The 26,015-nt window shown below is 71.8% G+C and carries 24 protein-coding genes; 19 read left to right on the forward strand and 5 right to left on the reverse strand.

What is annotated here, in order from left to right; all coding sequences use genetic code 11:
- The first annotated feature begins 119 nt into the window (after positions 1 to 119).
- The 6 genes from ACIPPM_RS02215 (at position 120) to ACIPPM_RS02240 (ending at position 5,727) form a co-directional block, all read left to right on the forward strand.
- A complete protein-coding gene (locus tag ACIPPM_RS02215) occupies positions 120 to 869 on the forward strand; it encodes a GntR family transcriptional regulator (protein ID WP_401444126.1) in 750 nt (249 codons plus the stop codon).
- Between the two features lie 175 nt (positions 870 to 1,044).
- Positions 1,045 to 2,061 carry a sugar ABC transporter substrate-binding protein gene (locus ACIPPM_RS02220; protein WP_401442084.1) on the forward strand — a complete coding sequence of 339 codons (1,017 nt, stop codon included), beginning with the start codon at positions 1,045 to 1,047 and terminating at the stop codon, positions 2,059 to 2,061.
- Complete coding sequence (locus tag ACIPPM_RS02225) at positions 2,058 to 3,134, forward strand: ABC transporter permease (RefSeq protein WP_401442086.1); 1,077 nt, start codon at positions 2,058 to 2,060, stop codon at positions 3,132 to 3,134. The genes ACIPPM_RS02220 and ACIPPM_RS02225 overlap by 4 nt, the downstream gene beginning before the upstream one ends.
- Positions 3,131 to 3,922 carry an ATP-binding cassette domain-containing protein gene (locus tag ACIPPM_RS02230; RefSeq protein ID WP_401442088.1) on the forward strand — a complete coding sequence of 264 codons (792 nt, stop codon included), beginning with the start codon at positions 3,131 to 3,133 and terminating at the stop codon, positions 3,920 to 3,922. The genes ACIPPM_RS02225 and ACIPPM_RS02230 overlap by 4 nt, the downstream gene beginning before the upstream one ends.
- Before the next feature lie 81 nt (positions 3,923 to 4,003).
- Positions 4,004 to 5,149, forward strand: coding sequence for an ROK family glucokinase (locus ACIPPM_RS02235; RefSeq protein ID WP_401442090.1), 1,146 nt, complete (start codon positions 4,004 to 4,006; stop codon positions 5,147 to 5,149).
- Positions 5,146 to 5,727, forward strand: a complete 582-nt coding sequence (locus tag ACIPPM_RS02240) for a sugar kinase (protein ID WP_401442092.1) — start codon at positions 5,146 to 5,148, stop codon at positions 5,725 to 5,727. The genes ACIPPM_RS02235 and ACIPPM_RS02240 overlap by 4 nt, the downstream gene beginning before the upstream one ends.
- 24 nt (positions 5,728 to 5,751) lie before the next feature.
- On the opposite strand, the gene ACIPPM_RS02245 is transcribed toward ACIPPM_RS02240, so the two are convergent.
- Positions 5,752 to 6,324, reverse strand: coding sequence for a hypothetical protein (locus ACIPPM_RS02245; RefSeq protein WP_401442094.1), 573 nt, complete (start codon positions 6,322 to 6,324; stop codon positions 5,752 to 5,754).
- Positions 6,325 to 6,727: 403 nt separating this feature from the next.
- Between ACIPPM_RS02245 and ACIPPM_RS02250 the strand changes: the two genes are divergently transcribed.
- From ACIPPM_RS02250 to ACIPPM_RS02265, 4 genes are all read left to right on the forward strand, one after another.
- Positions 6,728 to 9,574 carry an SNF2-related protein gene (locus ACIPPM_RS02250; protein ID WP_401442096.1) on the forward strand — a complete coding sequence of 949 codons (2,847 nt, stop codon included), beginning with the start codon at positions 6,728 to 6,730 and terminating at the stop codon, positions 9,572 to 9,574.
- Positions 9,571 to 11,892 (forward strand): SWIM zinc finger family protein, encoded by a 2,322-nt coding sequence (locus ACIPPM_RS02255; protein ID WP_401442098.1) that lies wholly within the window; start codon positions 9,571 to 9,573, stop codon positions 11,890 to 11,892. Before ACIPPM_RS02250 ends, ACIPPM_RS02255 begins: the two co-directional genes overlap by 4 nt.
- Positions 11,893 to 11,962: 70 nt before the next feature.
- Positions 11,963 to 12,460: a GNAT family N-acetyltransferase gene (locus ACIPPM_RS02260; protein WP_401442100.1), complete on the forward strand. Its 498-nt coding sequence runs from the start codon at positions 11,963 to 11,965 to the stop codon at positions 12,458 to 12,460.
- Between the two features lie 353 nt (positions 12,461 to 12,813).
- Positions 12,814 to 13,017, forward strand: a complete 204-nt coding sequence (locus ACIPPM_RS02265; RefSeq protein WP_401442102.1) for a cold-shock protein — start codon at positions 12,814 to 12,816, stop codon at positions 13,015 to 13,017.
- Positions 13,018 to 13,095: 78 nt separating this feature from the next.
- On the opposite strand, the gene ACIPPM_RS02270 is transcribed toward ACIPPM_RS02265, so the two are convergent.
- Positions 13,096 to 14,781 carry a ribonuclease J gene (locus ACIPPM_RS02270; RefSeq protein ID WP_401442104.1) on the reverse strand — a complete coding sequence of 562 codons (1,686 nt, stop codon included), beginning with the start codon at positions 14,779 to 14,781 and terminating at the stop codon, positions 13,096 to 13,098.
- A 151-nt stretch (positions 14,782 to 14,932) separates the two neighbouring features.
- Between ACIPPM_RS02270 and ACIPPM_RS02275 the strand changes: the two genes are divergently transcribed.
- From ACIPPM_RS02275 to ACIPPM_RS02290, 4 genes are all read left to right on the forward strand, one after another.
- Positions 14,933 to 16,264 carry an alpha/beta fold hydrolase gene (locus tag ACIPPM_RS02275; protein WP_401442106.1) on the forward strand — a complete coding sequence of 444 codons (1,332 nt, stop codon included), beginning with the start codon at positions 14,933 to 14,935 and terminating at the stop codon, positions 16,262 to 16,264.
- A gap of 64 nt (positions 16,265 to 16,328) precedes the next feature.
- Positions 16,329 to 16,964 (forward strand): MBL fold metallo-hydrolase, encoded by a 636-nt coding sequence (locus tag ACIPPM_RS02280; RefSeq protein ID WP_401442108.1) that lies wholly within the window; start codon positions 16,329 to 16,331, stop codon positions 16,962 to 16,964.
- 78 nt (positions 16,965 to 17,042) lie between these two features.
- Positions 17,043 to 17,822: an exodeoxyribonuclease III gene (locus ACIPPM_RS02285; RefSeq protein ID WP_401442109.1), complete on the forward strand. Its 780-nt coding sequence runs from the start codon at positions 17,043 to 17,045 to the stop codon at positions 17,820 to 17,822.
- Positions 17,823 to 17,838: 16 nt separating this feature from the next.
- Positions 17,839 to 18,258 (forward strand): DUF6278 family protein, encoded by a 420-nt coding sequence (locus ACIPPM_RS02290; protein ID WP_401442111.1) that lies wholly within the window; start codon positions 17,839 to 17,841, stop codon positions 18,256 to 18,258.
- On the opposite strand, the gene ACIPPM_RS02295 is transcribed toward ACIPPM_RS02290, so the two are convergent.
- Together ACIPPM_RS02295 and ACIPPM_RS02300 are read right to left on the reverse strand one after the other, a co-directional pair.
- Positions 18,179 to 19,579 (reverse strand): MFS transporter, encoded by a 1,401-nt coding sequence (locus ACIPPM_RS02295; protein WP_401442113.1) that lies wholly within the window; start codon positions 19,577 to 19,579, stop codon positions 18,179 to 18,181. The two genes, ACIPPM_RS02290 and ACIPPM_RS02295, sit on opposite strands and share 80 nt — an antisense overlap.
- Positions 19,576 to 20,064 (reverse strand): MarR family winged helix-turn-helix transcriptional regulator, encoded by a 489-nt coding sequence (locus tag ACIPPM_RS02300; RefSeq protein ID WP_401442115.1) that lies wholly within the window; start codon positions 20,062 to 20,064, stop codon positions 19,576 to 19,578. Before ACIPPM_RS02300 ends, ACIPPM_RS02295 begins: the two co-directional genes overlap by 4 nt.
- 228 nt (positions 20,065 to 20,292) lie before the next feature.
- Here ACIPPM_RS02300 and ACIPPM_RS02305 point away from each other — a divergent pair, with 228 nt between their 5' ends.
- Genes ACIPPM_RS02305 through ACIPPM_RS02320 form a run of 4 tightly spaced genes read left to right on the forward strand, consistent with a single transcriptional unit; the run spans position 20,293 to position 23,517 of the window.
- A complete protein-coding gene (locus ACIPPM_RS02305; protein ID WP_393592014.1) occupies positions 20,293 to 21,036 on the forward strand; it encodes an amino acid ABC transporter ATP-binding protein in 744 nt (247 codons plus the stop codon).
- A 17-nt stretch (positions 21,037 to 21,053) separates the two neighbouring features.
- Entirely contained in the window at positions 21,054 to 21,983 is a 930-nt protein-coding gene (locus ACIPPM_RS02310; protein ID WP_401442116.1) for a glutamate ABC transporter substrate-binding protein, read from the forward strand.
- 11 nt (positions 21,984 to 21,994) lie between these two features.
- Entirely contained in the window at positions 21,995 to 22,639 is a 645-nt protein-coding gene (locus ACIPPM_RS02315) for an amino acid ABC transporter permease (RefSeq protein ID WP_393592010.1), read from the forward strand.
- Positions 22,636 to 23,517, forward strand: a complete 882-nt coding sequence (locus ACIPPM_RS02320; RefSeq protein ID WP_389002271.1) for an amino acid ABC transporter permease — start codon at positions 22,636 to 22,638, stop codon at positions 23,515 to 23,517. The genes ACIPPM_RS02315 and ACIPPM_RS02320 overlap by 4 nt, the downstream gene beginning before the upstream one ends.
- Before the next feature lie 49 nt (positions 23,518 to 23,566).
- Here the strand turns inward: ACIPPM_RS02320 and ACIPPM_RS02325 are convergent, their stop codons facing one another.
- Entirely contained in the window at positions 23,567 to 25,123 is a 1,557-nt protein-coding gene (locus ACIPPM_RS02325) for a CocE/NonD family hydrolase (protein ID WP_401442117.1), read from the reverse strand.
- A 136-nt stretch (positions 25,124 to 25,259) separates the two neighbouring features.
- Between ACIPPM_RS02325 and ACIPPM_RS02330 the strand changes: the two genes are divergently transcribed.
- Positions 25,260 to 26,015, forward strand: a complete 756-nt coding sequence (locus tag ACIPPM_RS02330; RefSeq protein ID WP_401442118.1) for a hypothetical protein — start codon at positions 25,260 to 25,262, stop codon at positions 26,013 to 26,015.

Here is a 26,015-nt window from a genome sequence, read left to right on the forward strand (position 1 = left end):
GAGGACACATTGAGGGGGAACAATGTGCACCTGTCAATCAAAATGTCAGGACAACCGGACTTCACGACTTCCCGTCATCCGGGCACCGGACTACGCTCGGGGCCGTGCCGAAACCAGATGTGGACCCGACCGCGCCGCTCGACCTCCGCGTGGACCGAAGCTCCCCGGTGCCGCTGTACTTCCAGCTCGCGCAGCAGCTGGAGGCCGCCATCGAGCGCGGCGCCCTCACCCCCGGCAGCCTGCTCGGCAATGAGATCGAGCTGGCCGCCCGGCTCGGCCTGTCCCGGCCCACCGTCCGCCAGGCCATCCAGTCCCTCGTCGACAAGGGTCTGCTGGTGCGCCGCCGGGGCGTCGGCACCCAGGTCGTGCACAGCCAGGTCAAGCGCCCGCTGGAACTGAGCAGCCTCTACGACGACCTGGAGGCGGCCGGACAGCGGCCCGCCACCAAGGTCCTGGTCAACACCGTCGTCCCGGCCACCGCCGACATCGCCGCGGCGCTCGGCGTCACCGAGGGAGCCGACGTGCACCGCGTGGAGCGGCTGCGGCTGGCCCACGGCGAGCCGATGGCGTACCTGATCAACCATCTGCCGCTCGGCCTGCTGGACCTCGACACCGCCCGGCTGGAGGCCACCGGCCTGTACCGGCTGATGCGCTCGGCGGGGATCACCCTGCACAGCGCCCGCCAGTCCATCGGCGCCCGCGGCGCCACCCCCGCCGAGGCCGACCGGCTCGCCGAGACCGAGGGCGCCCCCCTGCTCACCATGAGCCGCGTCACGTTCGACGACACCGGCCGCGCGGTCGAGCACGGCGACCACACCTACCGTCCGGCCCGGTATTCCTTCGAGTTCCAGCTCCTCGTACGTCCCTGAGCCGGCCCGCGCCGCGTCACATTGTCCGGACAAATGCCCTGTCAGGCATGCCCCGGACAGGTAACGAGTGTTCCGCGTGTTCGATACTGAAGTGTTTGCGTCAGAAGCGTTTGCTTCAGAACACGGCGCTTCAGGACACGGCACCTCAGTACACGGCAAGAAGGGGCACGGCCTCGTGGCACGGTTTCAGAACCGGGTAGGCATGACGGTGGCAGGAGCGTTCGCACTGCTCGCCTGCGTCTCGCTGACCGCCTGCAGCAGCACCGGCGGCAAGAAGGCCGAGGACGCCCGCAAGGCCGCCACGGCCCAGGGCAGGGCAGCGGTGACCACCCCCCGCTGGACCATCGCGATGATCACCCACTCCGGGGACGGCGACACCTTCTGGGACATCGTGCAGAGCGGCGCCAAGCAGGCGGCGGTCAAGGACAACATCAAGTTCCTGTACTCGCACGACGACGAGGCCCAGCAGCAGGCCCAGCTGGTGGACGCCGCGATCGACAAGAAGGTCGACGGGATCATCGTCAGCCTCGCCAAGCCCGACGCCCTCAAGGCGGCCGTGGCCCGCGCCCACAAGGCCGGCATCCCGGTGGTCACGGTCAACTCCGGCTCGGCGCAGTCCAAGGCGTTCGGCGCCCTCAGCCACATCGGCCAGGACGAGACCATCGCCGGTGAGGCCGTGGGCGAGGAGCTGAACAAGCGCGGCCGGAAGAACGCCCTGTGCGTCCTGCACGAGCAGGGCAATGTCGGCCACGAGCAGCGCTGCGACGGCGTGGAGAAGACCTTCCACGGCAAGGTCCGCAAGCTCTACGTCAACGGCACCAACATGCCCGACGTCCAGTCCGCCGTGGGCGCCAAGCTCCAGGCCGACCGGGACGTGGACGCCGTCGTCACCCTGGGCGCCCCCTACGCCGACACCGTGGTGAAGGCCAAGGAGGACGCGGGCAGCAAGGCCGAGGTCGACACCTTCGACCTCAACGCCAAGGTCGCCGCCGAGCTGAAGGACGGCACCCTCGGCTTCGCCGTCGACCAGCAGCCCTACCTCCAGGGCTACGAGGCGGTCGACCTGCTGTGGCTGTACAAGTACAACGGCGACGTCCTCGGCGGCGGCAAGCCGGTCCTGACCGGCCCGCAGATCATCACCAAGAACCAGGCGGGCGCGCTCGCGGCGTACACCGATCGGGGCACCCGATGAGCACCACCACCGACATCCGGCCCACCGGCGGCCCGGCACCCGGCGGCGACCAGCCCCGCGACGAACGCCTGCTGCGCACCTCCCCGCTACGCAAGCTGCTGTCCCGGCCCGAACTGGGCTCGGTCGTCGGCGCCCTCGCCGTCCTGGTCTTCTTCGCGGTCGCCGCCGACGGTTTCCTGCGCGCGTCCAGCGTCAGCACCGTGCTGTACGCCTCCTCGACCATCGGCATCATGGCCGTGCCCGTGGCCCTGCTGATGATCGGCGGTGAGTTCGACCTCTCCGCGGGCGTCATGGTCACGTCCTCCGCGCTGATCTCGTCGATGTTCAGCTACCAGATGACGGCCAACATCTGGGTCGGCGCGGGCGTGTCGCTGCTGGTCACGCTGGCGGTCGGCGCGTTCAACGGGTTCATGCTGACCCGCACCAAGCTGCCCAGCTTCATCGTCACGCTGGGCACCTTCCTGATGCTCACCGGCATGAACCTCGGCTTCACCAAGCTGATCGACGACACCGTCTCCACCAAGTCCATCGGCGACATGGAGGGCTTCCCGAGCGCCCGCGCGGTCTTCGCCTCGACGCTCACCCTCGGCGGGGTCGACATCAAGATCACCGTGCTGTGGTGGCTCGGCCTGGTCGCCCTCGCCTCCTGGGTGCTGCTGCGCACCCGCGTCGGCAACTGGATCTTCGCGGTCGGCGGCAACGAGGACGCGGCCCGCGCGGTCGGTGTCCCCGTCGCCAAGACCAAGATCGGCCTCTACATGGGCGTCGCGTTCGGCGCCTGGGTGTCCGGGCAGCACCTGCTGTTCTCCTTCGACACCGTCCAGTCCGGCGAGGGTGTCGGCAACGAGCTGATCTACATCATCGCGGCCGTCATCGGCGGCTGCCTGATCACCGGCGGCTACGGCAGCGCCATCGGCTCGGCGGTCGGCGCGCTGCTGTTCGGCATGACCAGCAAGGGCATCGTCTTCGCCGAGTGGAACCCCGACTGGTTCAAGTTCTTCCTCGGAGCGATGCTCCTCCTGGCGACCCTGCTCAACACCTGGGTCCGCAAGCGCGCGGAGGCCACGAAATGACCGTCACCGAAGAGCGCACGCCCCTGGTCGAGCTGACCGACGTCAGCAAGCACTACGGCAACGTCCGCGCCCTGGAGGGCGTCTCCCTGGAGGTGCACGCCGGGGAGATCACCTGCGTCCTCGGCGACAACGGCGCGGGCAAGTCCACCCTGATCAAGACCATCGCGGGCCTCCACCAGCACGACGGCGGCACCCTGCGCATCGAGGGCGAGGAGACCCGGCTCGCCTCCCCGCGCGACGCCCTGGACCGGGGCATCGCCACCGTCTACCAGGACCTCGCCGTCGTCTCCCTGATGCCGGTCTGGCGCAACTTCTTCCTCGGCTCCGAGCCCCGTAAGGGCAAGGGCCCCTTCGCGCGCCTCGACACGGACCTCATGCGCCGCACCACCCGCGAGGAACTGCTGCGCATGGGCATCGACCTGCGCGACGTCGACCAGCCCATCGGCACCCTCTCCGGCGGCGAGCGCCAGTGCGTGGCCATCGCCCGTGCCGTCCACTTCGGCGCCAAGGTCCTCGTCCTGGACGAGCCCACCGCCGCCCTGGGCGTCAAGCAGTCCGGTGTGGTCCTCAAATATGTGGCCGCGGCACGGGACGCGGGCCTGGGTGTTGTGTTGATCACCCATAACCCGCACCACGCGCATCTCGTCGGCGACCGCTTCGTGCTGCTGCGCCGCGGCGCCATGGTGGGCAACCACACACGTGACGAGATCACCCTCGACGAACTGACCAAGCAGATGGCGGGCGGAGCGGACCTGGACGTCCTGCACCACGAGCTGAAGCGCGACTGACCGGCGCGGGGCCGCGGGGATTCGCGGCTCCGCCCCCGACCGCGCCGCACTCGGCGTGAGCGTGAGGCACAATCGAGCCCGATGAGCACCTACCGCGACCTCCCCGCCCCCATCGGCTCCCGCCGCGCCCCCGTCCTGCGCACGGTGGGCACCCGGGAGCGCCGCTCCCACCTGACCGCGCCCCGCGTGCCCACGGTCGGCATCGACATCGGCGGCACCAAGGTCATGGCGGGCGTCGTGGACGCCGACGGCAACATCCTGGAGAAGCTCCGCGCGGAGACCCCGGACAAGTCCAAGAGCCCCCAGGTCGTCGAGGACACCATCGCCGAGCTGGTGCTCGACCTCTCCGACCGGCACGACGTGCACGCCGTCGGCATCGGCGCGGCCGGCTGGGTCGACGCCGACCGCAACCGGGTGCTGTTCGCCCCCCACCTGTCCTGGCGCAACGAACCCCTGCGCGACCGCCTCGCCGCCCGGCTGTCCGTGCCCGTCCTGGTGGACAACGACGCCAACACCGCGGCGTGGGCCGAGTGGCGCTTCGGCGCCGGGCGCGGCGAGGACCACCTCGTCATGATCACCCTCGGTACCGGCATCGGCGGCGCCATCCTGGAGGACGGCCAGGTCAAGCGGGGCAAGTTCGGCGTGGCCGGAGAGTTCGGCCACATGCAGGTCGTGCCCGGCGGACACCGGTGCCCGTGCGGCAACCGCGGCTGCTGGGAGCAGTACAGCTCCGGCAACGCCCTGGTCCGCGAGGCACGGGAGCTGGCCGCCGCCGACTCCCCGGTCGCCTACGGGATCATCGAGCACGTCAAGGGCAACATCGGCGACATCACCGGCCCGATGATCACCGAGCTGGCCCGCGAGGGCGACGCCATGTGCATCGAGCTGCTCCAGGACATCGGCCAGTGGCTCGGCGTCGGCATCGCCAACCTCGCCGCCGCCCTCGACCCGTCCTGCTTCGTCATCGGCGGCGGGGTCAGCGCCGCCGACGACCTCCTCATCGGCCCCGCCCGCGACGCCTTCAAGCGCCACCTCACCGGCCGCGGCTACCGCCCCGAGGCCCGCATCACCCGCGCCCAGCTCGGCCCCGAGGCGGGCATGGTCGGCGCCGCGGACCTCGCCCGGCTGGTCGCCCGCCGCTTCCGCCGCGCCAAGCGCCGCCGCGTGGAGCGCTACGAACGCTACGAGCGGTACACCCAGACCCGCCGCGACCGGGACACCGCATGACCACCTCGCTTCCCCACCAGGCGGTCGCCCCCACCACACCGCAGCCGTCGGGCGAGGACCCGCGCCACCGCGTCAAGCGCCGCGCCCTCACCCTGCTGCTCATCGTGGCGCTCACCGGCGTACCGGCCGGCTACCTGGTGATCTCCGCCAACCAGAGCCGGGACAGCGGCAAGGACAAGGAAGCGAAGTACTCCGCCACCGGCCTCACCCCCGGCTGGCCCTCCAAGGTGCAGCGCCGCCTCTACCAGGTGCCCGTACCGCGCCCCGCCGACCGGCTCGCCTACTACGAGACCAACAACTGGAAGACCAGCCGCCTGTACGTGCAGTTCCGCACCAACGACGCGGGCCTGGACAGCTTCCTCGGCGCCCTCGGCATCCGCCGGGACCAGCTGAAGCAGGGCGCCGTCACCATCGGCGCCCGCGACCGGCAGATCTCCGGCTGGGACCTCACCGGCCCCGGCCCCTGGTCCGGCTTCACCCACAAGCAGAAGAACCCCGCACCCACCCAGGACGTGGTCGTGAACATGTCCGACCCGCAGTACCCGATGGTGTACGCGGTCTCCCGCACGGTGCCCTAGCAGGCTTCCGGAACCTGATGGTGGTCAGGTTCGGTAGGGGTAAAGGGCGACGCTCTTCGTTCCGACGCTGATCTCCGCCCAGGACTCGTCCACGCCGCTGGGGATGGGTGATGCCAGGTCGAACAGCACGGACCAGTGACCCATCTGGAGACAGGCGGCTCCGTCGTCGGTCAGGTGAAGGCGGCCGCGCATGATCACCCGGTCGCCTTCCTGCCGGAGCTCCGGCTCGGTGGCAGGGGCCGGCCGGGTGTTCTGGCCCCAGATGATGTCCGCGTCGACGGTCCATTCGATGAGGTGCCGGCCGTCGGCTTCTTGCGGATCACCGCGCCAGAGCACCAAGGCGGACCCGATAGGTGTGTGAACCCGAACCGTCATGTGCTGCTGCGGGGCCTGCGACAGGCTCTCCGTGCGGACGAACATCGCCTCATCATCCATGACGTCTCGTCCCGGGACCGCGGAGTTGTCGGGCTGCCCAGGCCAAGCGGCGGTGAGCCAGTCCCGGTAGGCGTCGGCGCGGTCGTCGTCACGGCGTGTGCCGCGTCCGATGCAGGAGACCACGGCAGGCCAGACACTGAAGTGCTCGGCGACGGTGGGCACGGTGATGTTCTGGCCTGGCGCGCGGGCCGGCAGTCGGAGCGGCCGGGACGCTGACCGGCGTGGTGAGGCAGCGGAAGATCTCCTGGGCGACAGCCCGCTCGAGGAGGCGTGCCTCAGTGCGCAGACGGTCGGGGTTTCCGCCGGCGGTGACCAGAAGCTGGGCCGCAGTGTCCGGACCGACACCGGACGCGGCGCGGAGGCCGGGGTTGTGCTCGGTCCCGGCGGCCGGACAGAACAGCAGCAGGACAGCCCAGCAGGACGTCAGTCAGACCCTGAGCCACGACCACTGGAACCCGCTACGAGCATCAATGTCAGACCCCACCCGTACAGTCGGAGACAGCTCGTCCGGTGCGGACGGGAGACGACGCGACACGGCGGGACATGGCGGGAGGCGACAGGACGCATGAGTGACGGCACGGCCACGGCCGAGGCCCCCACGACAGGCCACGCGTGGACCGGGGACAGGGTCCCGGCACGCCTCGCCTGCGTGTACCTGCCCGCGCCCCTCCCGCGCGAGGCCCGCATCGCCTTCTGGGACCCCGCGGGCGACCCCCTGCCCGACGCGTCCGAGACCGACGAGCTGACCGTCGTACGCCCGCACGGGGCGGGTGTACGCCGCCGCCAGGTGCCCGCGCTCACCCTGCCCCTCGCCGACGCGCTGCCCCTGCTGGTCCGCGCCCGGCACGACCCGGCCGCCCACCCCGCCACCGCCTGCTGGGGCGCCGCCGCGCTGCACGCCCTGCGGCTGGCCGCGCGCGGGCGCCTGCTGCCCGGCCTCACCCCGAGCGGGCACGACGCCTGGCGCGCCGGACCGCTGGAGCCCGACGACATCGCGCACCTGCGCGCGGTGGCCGCCGCCCTGCCCCCCGAGGGCCACGCCGTGCCGCTGCCCGGCCCCGGACCGCTGACCCTGCCCGAGCCCGAGGCCCTGGTCCGCTCCTTCGTGGACGCCGTCGCCGACACCCTGCCCCGCACCCCCGCCGCCCCACACACCAGCGGGCGCCCCTTCGCCGCCCGCGAGCCCCAGCCGCTGCCCGGCGCCCACGACTGGGCCGCCGAGGTCGCCGCGGGCATGGACGCGGGCGTCCGCGTCTCGCTGCGCCTGGACCTGTCCGGGTACAGCGTCTTCGACACCGGCGACGACCAGCGGGCGCGGGCCGCCGGAGCCGCCGTCGTCCAGGTCCACAGCCTCGCCGACCCCACCCTGGTCGCCGACGCGGCGACCGTGTGGGCGGGCGACGCGGACGCCTTCGGGCCCCGCGCCCACGTGGACGCCGCCCTCGCCGTCCGGCGCGCGGCACGCGTGTGGGCGCCGCTGGACCGGCTCGCCGAGCAGGACGTGCCCGACGTGCTCGCCCTGTCCGAGGAGGAGGTCACCGACCTGCTCGGCGTCGCGGCGGCCAGGCTCGCCGCGGCCGGGGTCGCCGTGCACTGGCCCCGCGACCTCGCGAGCGACCTCGCCGCCACCGCCGAGGTCCGCGCCGCCCCCGGCTCCGCGACCGACGGCACCGGCTTCTTCGAGAGCGAGGAACTGCTCAGCTTCCGCTGGCAGCTGGCGCTCGGCGGCGACCCGCTCACCGAGGCCGAGATGGACACCCTCGCCGAGGCCCACCGCCCGGTCGTCCGGCTCCGCGACCGCTGGGTCCTGGTCGACCCCGCCCTGGTCCGCAAGGCCCGCAAGCGCGAACTGGGCCTGCTCGACCCCGTCGACGCGCTCGCCGTCGCCCTCACCGGCACCGCCGAGGTCGACGGCGAGACCGTGGAGGCCGTCCCCACCGGCGCCCTCGCGGCCCTGCGCGACCGGCTCACCGCGGGCATCGCCCCGGCCGAGCCCCCCGCCGGCCTCGACGCCACCCTGCGCGACTACCAGCTGCGCGGGCTCGCCTGGCTCGACCTCATGACCTCCCTCGGCCTCGGCGGCTGCCTCGCCGACGACATGGGCCTCGGCAAGACGATCACCCTCATCGCCCTGCACCTGAAACGAGCCCGCACCGAGCCGACCCTCGTGGTCTGCCCCGCCTCCCTGCTGGGCAACTGGCAGCGGGAGATCAACCGCTTCGCACCCGGCGTCCCGGTCCGCCGCTTCCACGGCGCCGACCGCACCCTCGACGGCCTCACCGGCGGCTTCGTCCTCACCACCTACGGCACCATGCGCTCCACCGCCGCCCAGCTCGCCGAGCACCCCTGGGGCATGGTCGTCGCGGACGAGGCCCAGCACGTGAAGAACCCGTACTCCGCCACCGCGAAGGCGCTGCGCACCATCAAGACCCCCGCGCGCGTGGCACTCACCGGCACCCCGGTGGAGAACAACCTGTCCGAGCTGTGGGCCCTGCTCGACTGGACCACCCCCGGCCTGCTCGGCCCCCTGAAGTCCTTCCGCGCCCGGCACGCGCGCGCCGTGGAGAACGGCGAGGACGCCGAGGCGGTGGAGCGGCTGGCCCGGCTGGTCCGGCCGTTCATGCTGCGCCGCAAGAAGTCCGACCCCGGCATCGTCCCCGAACTCCCGCCCAAGACCGAGACCGACCACCCGGTCCCGCTCAGCCGCGAGCAGGCCGCGCTGTACGAGGCGGTGGTGCGCGAGTCGATGCTCGCCATCGAGGAGGCGAACGGCATCGCCCGCCGGGGCCTGGTCCTGAAGCTGCTCGGCGCCCTCAAGCAGATCTGCGACCACCCGGCGCTCTACCTCAAGGAGGAGCCGTCCCACCCGGACCGGCTCTCCGCCCGCTCCGGCAAGCTCGCCCTGCTCGACGAACTACTGGACACCGTGCTCGCCGAGGACGGCTCGATCCTGGTCTTCACCCAGTACGTCGGCATGGCCCGGCTCATCACCGCCCACCTCGCCGACCGCGCGGTCCCCGTCGACCTCCTGCACGGCGGCACCCCGGTGCCCGAGCGGGAGCGGATGGTCGACCGCTTCCAGTCCGGGGAGATCCCGGTCCTGGTGCTCTCCCTCAAGGCGGCGGGCACCGGCCTCAACCTCACCCGCGCGGGACACGTCGTCCACTTCGACCGCTGGTGGAACCCGGCCGTCGAGGAACAGGCCACCGACCGCGCCTACCGCATCGGCCAGACCCAGCCCGTCCAGGTCCACCGCCTCGTCACCGAGGGCACCGTCGAGGACCGCATCGCCGAGATGCTCACCGCCAAGCGCGCCCTCGCCGACGCCATCCTCGGCTCCGGCGAGGCCGCCCTCACCGAGCTGACCGACCGCGAGCTGACCGACCTCGTGTCCCTGCGGAGGCCGACATGAGTGCCGGGGAGAACAGCCCGGCGGAGGAGGCCCGCGAGGCGCTCCGCGCGGCCCGGTCGGGGGAGGACACCTCCGGCGCGGGGGAGGGTGCTGTGTCCGGTGCGGCGCGGGGTGCCTCCGGTCGGGAACGGGCCGAGGGAGGTGCGGCGTCGACGGGTGCACCGGAGGCGGAGGACCGCCCCGGTGAGGCTGCTCGGGCCGCGCTGCGAGCGTCTTCGGGTGCGGGGCCGGATGCCTCGCTGTCCCGTCTGCCGGAGGCGGAGGACCGGCCCGGTGAGGTCGCCCGGGCCGCGCTGCGAGCGTCTTCGGAAGCGGGGCGGGATGCCTCGCCGTCCCGTCTGCCCGAGCCGGAGAAGCGGCCCGGTGAGGCTGCTCGGGCCGCGCTGCGTGCCGCGTCCGGGACGGATGGCGCCACGGCTGACCTTCTCGCGGAGGAAGGCCGGGAGCAACGGGCGGCCGCCGAGACCGAAGCCCGGCCCGGTGAGGTCGCTCGGGCCGCGCTGCGGGCCGCTGTCGCGGCTCGGCGTGAGGGCGTGGAGGCGGACCCTGGCACGGATGCCGACGCAGATCCGGGTTCCGGTCCCGCTGACCTGCTCGCGCCCGCCGACCCTCCGCCGACCCCCGAGCAGCCCGCCCCGGCGGGCCCGCGCCCGGCCGACGTCGCCCGCGAGGCACTCCGCGCCGCCCGGCGCGAGGCCGAGCGTGCGGAGCGGCGCCCGCGTCGGACCACCCCACGTACCGCACCCGCGTCCGCCGAGGGTTCCGGGCGGTCTCCCCGTGCCCAAGTCGCCCGTGACATGCGGGACTTCCTCAGCAACGCCTTCCGTATGCCCGAATGGACCGACGCCCCCGACGCCCAGCCGCCCGCCGACACCCCGGAGCCCCTCGGCATGGCCGCCCTGCTGAAGGCCGGCCCGGTGCGCCCGCCGCGCCCCAAGTCCCCGGAGCCGCACCCCGAGCACGAGCCGACCCCGCCGTCGCCCGACAACACCCCGACCCGCCCCGAACCCCGTACCGCCGACCACCCCGCCGCGCCCCCGCAGGTCCCCCCGTCCATGGCCACCCCCCACCGCGACAGCGAACACCGCCGCACCTTCCCCCCGTTCGCGCCCCGCCCCGAGCCGCGGCAGGAGTTCGCCGGGACCTGGTGGGGTCAGGCATGGGTCGACGCGCTGGAGCGAGGCGCGCTGGACGTCAACCGGCTGGGCCGGGGGCGCGGTTACGCCGACGCGGGCCATGTGGACGCGATCACCGTGACACCGGGGCTCGTGCTGGCGTACGTGCGGGGGAGCCGCCCGCGGCCGTACCGGGTACAGATGCGGCTGCGGACACTGGACGACGCGGACTGGGACCGCTTCCTGGACGCGGCGGTCGACAGCCCCGCGGACATCGCCGCGCTCCTGGACAAGGAGCTGCCGCACACCCTGGCCGACCGCGGAGTCCCCCTGCTGCCCCGCCCCGGCGACCTCACCCCGCACTGCAGCTGCCCCGACTCCGGCCGCCCCTGCAAACACGCGGCCGCGCTCTGCTACCAGACCGCCCGGCTGCTGGACGCCGACCCGTTCGTCCTGCTCCTGCTGCGCGGCCGGGGCGAGCGGGAGCTGCTGGACGCCCTCTCCCGGCGCAGCGCCGCCGACGCGGCCCGTGCCGCACGTGAGCGGGGCCCCGCCGCGCTGCCCGGCGTACGGGCGTCGGAGGCGCTCGCCGGACGCCCGCTCCCGCCGCTCCCGGCACCCCTGCCCCCGCCCGCGCACCCGGAGGCGCCACCGGCGTACCCGGCGGCGCCCGGCGGCCCCGACCCGTTCGCGCTGGACCAGCTCGCCACCGACGCCGCCGCCCGCGCGCACGCGCTGCTCACCACCGGCCGCGACCCGGTGGGCGGACTCACGCTGTGGCAGGACGCCGTACGCCTCGCCGCCGCCCGCCCCGGCTCTGGCCTGACCGCCGCCACCCGCAGCCTGTACGCCACCCTGGCCGCCGCCGTCGACCGCACGCCCGCCGAGCTGGCCCGCGCGGTGGCCGCCTGGCGGCAGGGCGGGCTCGCCGGGCTGACCGTGCTGGAGGAGTCCTGGGACCCGCCCGCGGGCCGATTCGACCGCGCGCGCCCGCTGCTGCTCGCCGCCGACCTGCCCGCGTTCCGCCCCTGGCGCAACCACCTCACCCACCCGGCGGGCCACGCCCAACTCCGCCTGGGCCAGGACGGCTTGTGGTACGCGTACGAATCCGAGCCCGGCCATGACGACTGGTGGCCCCGAGGAGCCCCCGACCTCGACCCGGTCTCCGCCCTCACCACCCTCGACATACCGGACTCGCTCTGAGCGTCGAAGGTGCGCTGCCCCGGCACGACCCGCCGCCCGAAGAAGCTGCCCGGTGCGAAATACTCTCCAGATGAGTCCACGCGTTCTCCCGGCCAGCCGGCCGGTCACGATCCGGAGGGCCGTCGCGCGGGACGCCAAGCGGCTCACGCGGCTGGTCCGTGGCTCAGGCGCCTACGAGGGCGAGTACGCGTCCATGGTCGCGGGCTACCGGGTCGGTCCTGACTACATCGAGACCCACCGCGTCTTCGTGGCCGTAGACGCCGACGACGCCGACGAGCAGGGAGGCAGGGTCCTCGGGTTCTACTCGCTCGTCCTCGCCCCACCGGAGCTCGACCTGCTCTTCGTCGCCGACGAGGCGCAAGGACTGGGAATCGGACGCCTGCTCGTCGCGCATCTGCGTGCCGAGGCGCGGACCGCCGGGCTCGACCGTGTCGAGGTCGTGTCGCATCCTCCCGCCGAGGGTTTCTACCGCAGCGTCGGTGCGGTGCGGATCGGGACCGTGCCAGCGAACCCGCCCGCCGTGCCGTGGGACCGTCCGGAATTCGAGTTCCGCGTTCCTCCGGAATGACCGGGTGTCCGGAAACGCGGTACTCCGAGTGGAGCAATATCCGCGCCCGCGATGCGAGGCTCTGACGGGGCGCCCAGCGGGAGCCGTTCGGTCCCCCCAGGGGCCGGTCGAAGCGCGTTTCCCTCTCCACCGGCACGAGGAAATACCGGTCGACCGGAACGCGGTGTGATCATTTCCCTATGGTGACGCGGTGTGTGGGCGTGTAGCGTCTGCGTCAGCTGTCGTGGTTCGGAATTCCCTCCTGCCCACGCCTTTGGTGTGGGCGTTTTGCTGTGCTGTGCCGCAGGGACCAGGGCGATCACCTCCGTCTGCCACAAGGTGTGGGAGACGTTCATCGACTGGAAGGCATGACCATGGCTACGGGAACTGTGAAGTGGTTCAACGCGGAGAAGGGCTTCGGCTTCATCGCTCAGGACGGTGGCGGCCCGGACGTCTTCGCGCACTACTCCGCGATCAACTCGACGGGCTTCCGTGAGCTCCAGGAGGGCCAGACCGTGACGTTCGACGTCACCCAGGGCCAGAAGGGCCCGCAGGCCGAGAACATCAACGTGGCCTGACCTCACTCCGGTAGGTACCCGATCAGGGGCCGCGCAGCGATCGCTGCGCGGCCCCTGATCCGTGACGGGCGCTGTGGCTCAGGCGTCGATGATGACGGGCACGATGAGCGGCTTGCGGCGGTAGGTCCGGAACGTCCAGTTCGACACGGCGCGGGCGACGAGCTGTTCGAGCTGACGCGCGTCCCCGACGCCTTCCTCGGCCGCGGTCGCCAGGGTCTTCTCGATGACGGGGACGACCGCCTCGAACGTGGTGTCGTCGTGGACGAAGCCGTGGGCCAGGAAGTCGGGAGCCTCGGTGAGGGCGCCGGTGTCCGCGTCGACGATCGCGACCACCGTGACCACGCCTTCGTTGGCGAGGGTGAGACGGTCCTTGAGGGACGCCTCGGTCGCGCCGCCGACCTCCATGCCGTCCACGTAGACGTTGCCCGCCGGGACCTTGCCGGTGATGGACACGCGCCCGTCGACGAGGTCGACGACGACGCCGTCCTCGGCGATGACGACCCGCTCCGGATCGACACCGGTACGGATGGCCAGGTCGCCGTTGGCCCGCAGGTGACGCCATTCGCCGTGCACCGGCATGACGTTGCGGGGCTTGACGATGTTGTAGCAGTAGACGAGTTCGCCCGCGCTGGCATGCCCGGAGACGTGCACCTTGGCGTTGCCCTTGTGGACCACGTGGGCGCCCCAGCGGGTGAGCCCGTTGATCACCCGGTAGATCGCGTTCTCGTTGCCGGGGATGAGGGAGCTGGCGAGCAGGACGGTGTCGCCCTTGCCGATGCGGATCTGATGGTCCCGGTTGGCCATGCGGGACAGCGCCGCCATCGGCTCGCCCTGGGAACCGGTGCACACCAGGGTGACCTTGTGGTCCGGGAGCTTCTCCAGCTCCTTGGTGCTCACGACCAGACCGGAGGGGACCTTCAGATAGCCCAGGTCGCGGGCGATGCCCATGTTGCGGACCATCGACCGGCCGACGAAGGCGACCTTGCGGCCGTGCTGGTGGGCGGCGTCCAGGATCTGCTGGATGCGGTGCACATGGCTGGCGAAGCTGGAGACGATGACCCGGCGCGGCGCGGTGCGCATCACCTGCTCGATCGCCGGGTTCAGCTCGCGCTCGGAGGTGGTGAAACCGGGCACCTCGGCGTTGGTGGAGTCGGTGAGGAACAGGTCCACACCCTCCTCGCCGAGGCGGGCGAAGGCGCGCAGGTCGGTGATGCGGTCGTCGAGCGGGAACTGGTCCATCTTGAAGTCGCCGGTGTGCAGCACCATCCCGGCCGGGGTGCGCAGCGCGACCGCGAGGCTGTCGGGGATGGAGTGGTTGACCGCCACGAACTCGCAGTCGAAGGGCCCGAAGCGACGCCGGTCGCCCTCCCGCACCCGTACCGTCCGCGGCCGGATGCCGTGTTCCTTGAGCTTGGCCTCCAGGAAGGCCAGCGTCAGCTTGGAGCCGACGACGGGAATGTCACGCCGCTCGCGCAGCAGGTACGGCACGCCGCCGATGTGGTCCTCGTGCCCGTGGGTGAGGACCACGGCCACGATGTCGTCCAGCCGGTCCCGGATCGAGGTGAAGTCCGGCAGGATCACGTCCACGCCGGGCTGGGTCTCCTCGGGGAACAACACGCCGCAGTCGACGATGAGCAGCTTGCCCGCGTACTCGAAGACGGTCATGTTGCGGCCGATCTCACCCAGGCCGCCCAGGGCGATGACCCGCAGCCCTCCTTCGGGAAGAGGCGGGGCGGCTTTCAGGTCGGGGTGGGGATGACTCATACCCTGACGGTACCTGGCAGCGTGACGGCGAGATCCACTGCCTGGGTGCTTCGGCGGGCGGACCCCGCCCGGGAGGTCTTCCACCTGATCAGGGCCGTACACCCATGCCCCCGTTTTAGCGGCGGCCCCGAGAGATGAGAGGGTCTGACGGGTGAGCGAGACACCACCGAACACCCTGCAATACCGCTTTGACGGGCCAGAAGACGCACCTGTCCTGATCCTGGGCCCCTCCCTGGGCACCACCTGGCACATGTTCGACCGCCAGGTGCCGGAACTGGTCAAGCAGTGGCGGGTCCTGCGCTTCGACCTGCCGGGCCACGGCGGCGCCCCCGCCCACCCGGCCGGTTCGGTCGCCGAACTGGCCACCCGCATGCTGGCCACCCTGGACAGCCTCGGCGTGCAGCGGTTCGGCTACGCGGGCTGCGCCCTCGGCGGTGCCGTCGGCATCGAGCTGGCCCTGCGCCACCCCGAGCGGCTCGCCTCGCTCGCGCTGGTCGCCGCCTCGCCCCGGTTCGGCACGCCCGACGAGTTCCGTCAGCGCGGCGTGATCGTACGCACGAACGGGCTCGACCCGATCGCGCGAAGCGCCCCCGACCGCTGGTTCACCGGAGGCTTCGCCGCCGCCCAGCCCGCGATCACCGAGTGGGCGGTGCAGATGGTGCGCACCACCGACCCCGGCTGCTACATCGCCGCCTGCGAGGCGCTCGCCGCCTTCGACGTGCGCCCGGAGCTGGGCCGTATCGGGGTGCCCACGCTCGTCCTGGTCGGCTCCGAGGACCAGGTGACCGGCCCGGCCGAGGCCCGCACCCTGGTCGCCGGTATCCGGGACGCCCGGCTCGCGGTCGTACCCGGCGCCTCCCACCTGGTGCCGGTCGAGCAGCCCGCCGCCGTCACCGACCTCCTGGTCCGGCACTTCTCCACGGCCTGGCAGCAGACCTTCGACACCGGCCAGACCGCCCTCCCGGCCGCCGCCGCCACGGTCACCCCGGTCCCGGCTCCCGTCGCCATGCCCACCGGTGCCCCCGCCCCCGTGCCGCCCCGGCGCACCGAGCCGGTCGCCGAGATCGCGTCCGCCGCCGAGCCGCCCCAGCCGGTCGCCTCGCCGGACCGGTACGAGACGGGCCTGAAGATCCGCCGCGAGGTGCTGGGCGACGCCCACGTCGAGGGCGTCCTCGCGCGGGCCGACGAGTTCTCCGGCGGCTTCGAGGAACTGGTCACCCGCTACGCCTGGGGCGAGGTCTGGGACCGGCCGGGCCTGGACCGCAGGTCCCGCAGCTGCGTCACCCTCACCGCGCTGGTCGCGGGCGGCCACCTGGACGACCTGGCCGTCCACACCCGCGCCGCGCTCCGCAACGGCCTCACCCCGCAGGAGATCAAAGAGGTGCTGCTCCAGGCCGCCGTCTACTGCGGTCTCCCCGCGGCGAACAGCGCCTTCCGCGTGGCCCAGCAGGTCATCCGCGAGGAGACCACACCCGCCGAGTGAGGCCGGTGGCCGCCGCAGGCGGCACGATGGAGACGAAGCGGTCCGACGAGCAGGACGGGAAGTCATGAAGTTCACCAAGCAGTCCCACTCCTGCGTCCGCCTGGAGAAGGACGGCCGGACGCTCGTCATCGACCCCGGCGGCTTCAGCGAGCCGGACGCGGCCCTCGGCGCGGACGCCGTCCTCGTCACCCACGAGCACCCGGACCACTTCGACGAGGGCCGGCTGCGCACCGCGCTGGAGGCGAACCCCCAGGCCGAGATCTGGACGCTGAGGTCGGTCGCGGACCAGCTCACGGCGGCCTTCCCCGGCCGGGTGCACACCGTGGGCCACGGCGACACCTTCACCGCCGCGGGCTTCGACGTGCAGGTGCACGGCGAGCTGCACGCCGTGATCCACCCGGACATCCCGCGCATCACCAACGTCGGCTATCTCATCGACGGCGGCAAGGTCTTCCACCCCGGCGACGCCCTCACCGTCCCCGACCAGGCGGTGGAGACCCTGATGCTCCCGGTGATGGCACCCTGGAACAAGATCTCCGAGGTGATCGACTACGTCCGCGAGGTGCGGCCGCGCCGGGCCTACGACATCCACGACGCCCTCCTCACCGACCTGGCCCGCCCGATCTACGACCGCCAGATCGGCGGCCTGGCCGACGCCGAGCACCTACGCCTGGCACCGGGGGCCTCCGCCGAGCTGTGAGGCCGGAGCCGTGAAGCCCGAGCCGGGAGGCCCGAGCTGTGAGGCCGGTTGTCAGACCCGGCGGGTAGGTTGAGGGACATGCGTATCGCCAGCTGGAACGTGAACTCGATCACCGCCCGCCTCCCGAGGCTGCTCGCCTGGCTGGAGAGCAGCGGCACCGACGTGCTGTGCCTCCAGGAGGCCAAGGTCGCCGAGGCGCAGTTCCCCGTCGAGCCGCTCCGCGAGCTGGGGTACGAGGCGGCGATCCACGCCACCGGCCGGTGGAACGGCGTGGCGGTGCTCTCCCGCGTCGGCCTCGAGGACGTCGTCAAGGGCCTGCCCGGCGACCCGGGCTACGAGGGCGCGCAGGAGCCCCGCGCCGTCTCCGCCACCTGCGGCCCGGTCCGCGTCTGGTCGGTGTACGTCCCCAACGGCCGCGAGGTCGACCACCCGCACTACGCGTACAAGCTCCAGTGGCTCGACGCCCTGAAGACCGCCGTCGCCGGCGACGCGGCGGGCGGCCGCCCGTTCGCCGTCCTCGGCGACTACAACATCGCCCCGGCCGACGACGACGTCTACGACCGCGCCGCCTTCGAGGGCGCCACCCATGTCACCCCCGCCGAGCGCGCCGCCCTGGCCGCCCTGCGCGAGACCGGCCTGAGCGATGTCGTGCCCCGCCCGCTGAAGTACGACCACCCCTACACGTACTGGGACTACCGCCAGCTCTGCTTCCCCAAGAACCGCGGCATGCGCATCGACCTGGTGTACGGCAACGGCCCGTTCGCCGGGGCGGTCAAGGACGCCTACGTCGACCGCGAGGAGCGCAAGGGCAAGGGCGCATCCGATCACGCGCCGGTGGTGGTCGACCTCGACGTCTGATGCCACGCTGGGGTCCATGAACATCCCGTTCCTGGGCCACCGGCGCGGCAAGAGCGGTGACGCGGCGCTCCCGGCCGACCCCGAGGCCATCGCCGCGCTGCTCTCCGAGTGCGAACTGCTGCGCTCCCAGGCGGACCGGGCGGGCGTCCGCCTGGACGACACCCCGGCCTCCCTGGAGGCCCTGGACCAGCTGGTCCCGCGCTGGCGCGACGACCCCGAGACGCTGCCCTGGCTCGGCAACGACGCGGGGCTCTACCTCGGCACCGTCGTCGTCCGCACCGTCCCCGGCGCCACCTGGCGCATCAGACGGGACGGCGAGCCCGTCCTGCTCCTCGCCTCCGGCCGCGAGGTCGAGGTCACCGACCCCGGCCGCCAGTGGGCCGCCACCGGCCTCCCCGAACTCTCCCAGCTCTACGCGGAGATCGCCGAACCGTGAACTCCCCGCCCCCTGGGGGTTGATCAGGAACCTGGCCGGCGGTCGTCGCGTCGGCGGCCCCGGGGACGGTCGGCTTGGCGGCAGCAGGCGGCATGCGGTAGGCGCGAAGAGGCGTGTTGACCGCGGCCACGGCGGCGACCGCCAGGATCGCTGACAGTCCGCCGAAGACCAGGGAGAAGGGGGCGGAGGTGGCCGACGCCAACAAGCCACCACGAAAGTTGCCGAGTTCGGGACCCGCGACACCGATGACGTGCTCCACCGAGGAGACCCGTCCCCGGTATCCGTCCGGGGTCTCCAGTTGGACCAGAGCGCTGCGGGTGACGACGGACACGGTGTCGGCGGCGCCCGCCACGGCCAGGCATCCGAGCGCCAGCCACAACGGCCCCGCCAGACCGAAACAGGCCAGCGCCAGCCCCCAGAGGCCCGCTGCGGACAGCTGGACCAGGCCGCCACGACGCCGGCGCGTCACCGTACCGGAGAGCAGACCAGCCGTGATCCCTCCGACCGCGACGGCCGACAGGAACAGGCCGAGGGTCTGCGGGTTTCCGCCGAAGCGCATCTCGTTGACCAGCGGGAAGAGCGCGACGGGCATGGCGAGCAGCGTTGCGGACAGGTCGGTGGCCATCGAGCCCCACAGCGCCGGGCGGCGCAGGACGATCCGCCGACCGCCACGCTCCGGCCTGCGTCTGCTGCCTGCCGCGTCGGTGCCCTCGGGGCGGATGGCTGGCAGGCGGATCAGCGCGAGCGCCGAGACGGCCATGGCCACGGCCTGGGTCGCGTATGCGGCGGGGAGGCCCCAGCGGGCGATGATCAGCCCGGCCAGCGCGGGGCCCGCCAGCATCGCCGCCTGGAACGAGACGTTGGTCAGCGCGAGACCGGCCGCGACCTGGTCACCCGGCAACAGCCGGACCGGGAAGGTGCGGCGCGCGGGCGCTCCGAGGGCGCCGCAGCCCGTCCCCAGGGCCACCAGGGCGAGCAGCAGCAGCACGTCGCGGTTGTCCGACAGGGCCTGGGCACACATCCCCGCGGCAGCCAGCAGTTGGCCCGCGGTGGTGGCCCGCACCACCGCACGGCGGTCGAAGGTGTCGGCCAACGTGCCGCCGAGCAGCCCGAACAGCACCATCGGCAGGCCGGTGGCGAGCCCGATGGCACCGGTGCCCGCTGGGCTGCCCGTCAGGTCCCAGACCTGGGCCAGCACCGCCACGTTGGCCATCTGCCCGCCGACTTGAGAGACCGAGGTGCCGATCCACAGATCGCGAAACGACTGACTGCCGCGCAGCGGACGGGTGTCGAGGAACCGGACCCGGACGCGCCCCGTCAACGCGGTGGCTCGACAAGGTGGTGGAGGACCCGCTGCCGCATCGACCGGCGTTCCAGCGCCCGCCGCACCTCCTCGACAACCGTGGTCATCGCGTACGGGACCTCGCCGTCCAGCTCGGCGACCGTCTCGTGGGTGGCGCGCCACTCCGCCTCCAGGAACGGCACCAGCGACCGGCCGCGCTCGGTCAGGTCGATCCGCCGGGTGCGGGCGTCAGGCCCCGGCTCGGAGGTGACCAGCCCCTCCTTGCGCATGGCGGCGATGGTCTGGCTGATCGCGGAGTGTGAGCGGTCCAGGGACTCGGCGAGCTCGCGAATGGTCAGTGGTCCGGTGTGGGCAAGCCGGATCAGCGGATAGGCGAACCGAGGCCGCACCCCCTCGATACCGCGCTCGACGTAGACCTGCTCGATCTCGGCGTCCATGACTGCCAGCAGCTCGTGCAGTGCATGCCAGGGGTCGGGTAGCGCTGTGGGGTCCGAAGATGTCACAGCGCTAATATAACAGTGCTGTGATAATCGCTTAAAGGTATCCGGCAGAGGTATCCGGCGAGAGGTATCCGGGGACCTGCCCTCGCCGAGCCCTCGGAGTCGGGGACCGGGGCGCGCAACGGGTCGTAAATACGGCTAATGCCCCCAAGTGCGTGTCGTCCGCGCGCCCCCGCACGGTCTGGATAGTTTCGGCCACTACGACTCGGCTGAGAGTGAGTAGGGCTGCGGATGGCCGTCGATCCGTTGATCGAACTGCGTGACGTCAACAAACACTTCGGGGAGCTGCATGTCCTGCAGGACATCGATCTGACCGTCGGCAAGGGGGAGGTGGTCGTGGTCATCGGCCCCTCCGGGTCGGGGAAGTCGACGTTGTGCCGGGCCATCAACCGGCTGGAGACCATCGAGTCCGGCACCATCACGCTCGACGGGCGGCCGCTGCCCGAGGAGGGCCGGGCGCTGGCCCGGCTGCGGGCCGAAGTGGGCATGGTCTTCCAGTCGTTCAACCTCTTCGCCCACAAGACGGTCCTGGAGAACGTCTCCCTCGCGCAGACCAAGGTGCGCGGCCGCAAGAAGGCCGATGCCGACCGCCGCTCCCGTGAACTCCTCGACCGGGTCGGCCTGTCGGCCCACGCCGACAAGTACCCCGCCCAGCTCTCCGGCGGCCAGCAGCAGCGCGTGGCCATCGCCCGCGCCCTCGCCATGGACCCCAAGGCGCTGCTCTTCGACGAACCCACCTCCGCGCTCGACCCCGAGATGATCAACGAGGTGCTGGAGGTCATGCAGCAGCTCGCCCGCGAGGGCATGACCATGATCGTCGTCACCCATGAGATGGGCTTCGCCCGCTCCGCCGCCAACCGCGTCGTCTTCATGGCCGACGGCCGCATCGTGGAGGACCGCAGCCCCGAGGAGTTCTTCACCGCGCCGCGCAGCGAACGCGCCAAGGATTTCCTCTCCAAGATCCTCAAGCACTGACCGGGGGAGTGCGACCCATGTCCCGCCACAGCCGCGCGCCCCGCGCCATCGCCCTGCTCGCCCCCCTGCTGACCTCGCTCGCCCTGCTCGCCGCCGCCTGCGGCAAGGACGGCAGCCCGCCCACCAAGGGCCCCGCCCCCGACCAGCTCCCGCACTACGCGGTGGCCCGGAACTTCAGCCTCCCCGGCTCCCCGACCTGGGTCCGCGCCAAGAAGCGCGGTCACTTCGTCGTCGGCGCCAAGGAGGACCAGCCCTACCTCGGCGAGAAGGACCCGGCGACCGGCCGGTACTCCGGCTTCGACATCGAGATCGCCAAGATGCTCTCCGCCTCCCTCGGCTTCCCCGGCGACAGCGTGCGCTTCCGCACCATCGCCTCCGCCAACCGCGAGACGGCCCTGCAGAACGGCCAGATCGACTACTACGTCGGCACCTACACCATCAACGCCAACCGCAAGAAGCTCGTCGGCTTCGCGGGCCCCTACTACATGGCCGGCCAGTCCCTCCTGGTCCGCAAGGACACCGACGACATCCACGGACCCCAGGACCTCGCCGGGAAACGCGTCTGCTCGGCCGCCGGATCGACCCCGTACCAGCGCATCAAGGACGACTACCCGAAGGCCGTCCTGGTCGCCTACGACACCTACTCGGTCTGCGTCGACAACCTCCTCACCTACCAGGTCGACGCGGTCACCACCGACGACGCCATCCTCATCGGCTACGCGGCCAAGGCCCCCGACGAACTCAAGGTCGTCGGCAAACCGTTCTCCAAGGAGCCGTACGGCATCGGCGTCCCGCGCAATGACAACGCCCTGCGCTTCGCCCTGGACACCGCCCTCGCCGCCCGCGAGAAGAACGGCGACTGGAAGAGGGCGTACGACGCCACGCTCGGCCTGTCCGGGGTTCCCGCGCCGAAGCCGCCGCCCATCGACCGCTACCCGGCGAGCTGACCGAGGACGCCATGAACGTACTGACAGACAACTTCGCCATCTACGGCGAGGGATTCCTCGGCACGGTCGAACTGACCGTCTACGCCTCCCTGCTGGCCCTCGCGCTCGGCTTCCTGATGGCGTCCTTCCGGGTCGCGCCGGTGGCCTCGCTGCGGGTCTTCGGCACGGTCTGGGTGACCGTACTGCGCAACACCCCGCTCACCCTGCTGTTCTTCGCCGTGCTGCTCGGCCTGCCCCGGTTCGGACTTGTCCTGCCCTTCCAGGCGTTCGCCGTCCTCGCCCTCGGCTGCTACACCTCCGCGTTCATCTGCGAGGCGCTGCGCTCCGGCATCAACACCGTGCCCCGGGGCCAGGGGGAGGCCGCCCGCAGCCTCGGCATGACCTTCTCGCAGACGCTGAGCGTGATCGTGCTCCCGCAGGCGTTCCGCTCGGTGATCCCGCCCGTCGGCTCCACCCTGATCGCGCTGGCCAAGAACTCCGCCATCGCCGGTGCCTTCAGCGTCACCGAACTGCTCGGCACCTACAAGACGCTGAGCGAGCTGGGCTACAACATCATCTGGACCTTCGTCTGGATCGCCGTCGGCTACCTGATCATCACGCTCGCCATCAGCGCCCTGTTCAACCTGCTGGAACGCAAGTGGGGAGTGGCCCGATGACAACCGAGACCACCGCGCTCTACGACGTCCCCGGCCCCGGCACCCGCCGACGGCACGCGCTGTACGCGGGGCTGTCCACCGCCGTCCTGCTGGGCCTGGTCGCCTGGGTGCTCTATCTCCTGTTCTCCACCGGCCAGTTCACCGCCACCAAGTGGACGCCGTTCGAGTACAAGGGCATCCAGGAACTGCTGTTGCGCGGCCTCGGCAACACCCTCAAGGCGTTCGCCATGGCCGCCGTGCTCTCCCTCGCCCTCGGCGGGGTGCTCGCCGCCGGACGCCTGTCCGACCACGCCCCGGTGCGCTGGCTGGCCACCCTCGTCGTGGAGTTCTTCCGCGCGATGCCCGTGCTGGTGATGATCTTCTTCATCTTCGTGGCGCTCAAGGTGCAGCCACTGCCCGCCCTCGTCGCCGGACTGACCCTCTACAACGGCTCGGTGCTCGCCGAGGTCTTCCGCTCCGGCGTCAACGCCGTGGAACGTGGCCAGCGAGAGGCCGCGTTCGCTCTCGGCATGAGAAAAACCCAGGTCATGTCCTACGTGCTCGTACCGCAGGCGGTACGCGCCATGTTGCCAGCGATCATCAGCCAGTTGGTGGTCGCGCTGAAGGACACGTCGCTGGGCTTCCTCATCACCTACGAGGAGTTCCTCCACGCCGGGAAGCTCATCGCCTCGAACCTCGACTACGATTTGCCGTTCATCCCCGTGGTGATGGTGATCTCGCCTATCTACATCGGGATGTGCATGCTGCTCTCGTGGTTCGCCGTCTGGGTGTCCCGCCGGGAGCAGCGCAGTCCCAAGACCGAGGCCGTGGCTGTCGCCGCGCCCGGCCCTGGGGCGCCGCTGCCGGGTGGGGAGCCACCCACGGCTCCGAAGCCGTGACGAAGGCGGCGGTTCACACGGGCCATGCTCGTCCGGCGGCGGCCGGAGATCACTGCTCGCGCAGGGGGACCGACACGTACGACGGGTCGTCCTTCGGCGAGGAGAAGGTCAGCCGCGCGCCGGACGGGTTGTGCTCGACGTAGAGTGGATCGACCGTGTCGGCCACCAGGGCCAGCCGGTGCCCGGCCGGTACGTCGTAGGCCGTGGAGAACAGGTCCAGATCCACCCCGAACGGCTCGCCGGGGGTACGGTCGTGCCAGGTCAGGGGCGCGTGGGTGACCAGCTTGGCGATGCCGAGCGGGCCGACGTCGTACAGGTAGGCCACGAAGGTGCCGCTCTCCGCGGTCGGGGTGAGCGTGGTGTGCAGCCTGGCGGTGCCGCGTACGCGCTGGGGCGCCGCATACCGCTCCGACTGCCAGACGGCCGCCCAGCGGCGCGGGAGCAGCGGGATGGAGGCCATCGGGGGCACCTTGGCGACCTGGTCCAGGAGGCCGGAGAGCAGCACGACACCGCCGTCCGCGCCCGAGTCGACGTTGGTGTGGATGGTGGTGCTGCCCGCCAGCGCGATCTTGCGGTCGGTGGCGGCGACCGACTTCCAGTCCGGGTAGCCCTCGTAACCGCCCCCGCTCCGGGACTCCAGCCGGACGGGCTGCTCGCGGTCGACGCCGTTGTCCACGCCCCGCAGATAGTGGTCGAACCAGCGGCCGGTGTCCTGCCAGACGTCGTTGGGCAGCCCGGCCAGGCCGGTCAGCTCGGGGGTCGCGTGGTCGCCGGGGCGTAGCTGGAGGCGCTTGGGGCCGGTCAGCTTCTCGTAGAAACTCGCGTACTGGTTGGCCGGGAAGATCGAGTCGCTCCAGGCGTTGGCGAGCATGACGGCGGGCTTGTTGGCGTTGAGCTGGTCCAGATACGTCACGGCGGAGCGCCGCTTGCCCCAGTCGATGAGGCTCTGCTCGTCGGAGAGGTCGGAGGCGTAGAAGTCGTCGAAGATCCTCCGCAGCTCGGGGCTCTCCCGGCCGGTGACGAGGCCCGCGCCGTCCAGCAGGGCGCCCGCCTGGACGTGCTGGGTCCGGCCGGAGTAGATCGAGCCGATCAGGTCGGCCCAGCCGCTGAGCGCCGCCACCGCCCTGATCCGCTTGTCGTGGGCGGCGGCGAGCAGGCTGATGCCCGCGCCGTACGAGACACCGGCCATGCCGATACGGGCCGGGTCGGCGGGGGTGTTCGCCAGCGCCCAGTCGATCACCTTGGAGGCGTCCGCCATGTCGGGCGGCCCGGCCACCTCGATCTCGCCGCCGGACTGCCAGAAGCCGCGCACGTTGTAGGTGAGGACCACATAGCCGGAGTCGGCGAGCTTCTGGGCCTGGGCGAGGTACTCGACCTGCGGGAACCCCCAGCTCGTGGGCAGCACCAGCAACGGATGGCTGCCGGCACCGACCGGGGTGACGACGTTCGCCTTCAGTACGGTGCCCCCGTCGCCGGGAATGTCGACGAACCGTACGGCGGGGGCCGCGTGCGCGACGGGCGCCAGTCCGACGACGGTCCCGGCGACCAGAGCCGCGGAGAGGGCGCCGACGGCGCCGGTGCGCAGGGTGTTTCGGGTGGGGGCCATGATCACTCCTGACGCGTGCCAGTGCGAAAGTGACCCGACAGTAGTGGGTGGTTCTTACCTCAAGTAACCCGTGGGTAAGTTACGTACGGGTAACAATAGTTGAAGCTTGGGACGCCGGGTGTAGGTACGGGTACTCATGCGCGATGCGCTGGCCGGGCGGGACAGTGGCGCGGGGGGTCGTGGTCAGGGGGGAGAGGGCGTGTCGGGAGTTCGCAAGTCGATGTGGGGCGCGATTGCCATGGTCTTCGCCATGACCCTTGCCGCCTGCTCGGCCGACCGTGGCACCAGCCCGCAGGAGGTGCGCGAACTGGCGGGAAGCGCCAAGGCGGCAGCGGCCCGACGGGACGCTGAAAATCAACTCCGCTCCGCCGCAAGCGAGTACGTCGACCGCACGTCCCTCGATCTCGGCCTTGTCGTCCTGCGTGACACATGCTTCGGAGGGGAGGGGGACCAGTGGCTGGAGCCCGGTGACCCGTACAAGATCAAATGCCGCATGGAGATCACCGCGTACTTCGGCGCCGATCCGAAACGAATCGCCTCCGTCCTCGACGAAGTGCTCGGCGCCGGGGAACGGCCCGGTTCGCAGATCCCGTACACGCGGGCGGGCGACGGGGCGATCCGTGACTACTACCGTCACGCCGGCGCCGACGACGGCCGGATGGAGCCGGGCAGGATGGACCTTGGCTCGTACAGCCTGTCCTGGGACACGCTGTACCGCGAGCCCCCCATGCCGATCGAGGAGCCGGAGGCATGTGTCGTCGACGATCCGCCCGTGCGGCGGTGCGTGCGGGAGCCCGCGGCGGCGAGCGTGGCCGACATCCGGAAGCGCCACGGGATGGTGTTCCAGCTCTCGATGGACGCCCCCCAGTACTTCCAACTGCCCAAGGATTGA

Origin of the sequence: Streptomyces sp. NPDC090119, from assembly GCF_044747085.1 — a bacterium.
Classification (GTDB): Bacteria; Actinomycetota; Actinomycetes; order Streptomycetales; family Streptomycetaceae; genus Streptomyces.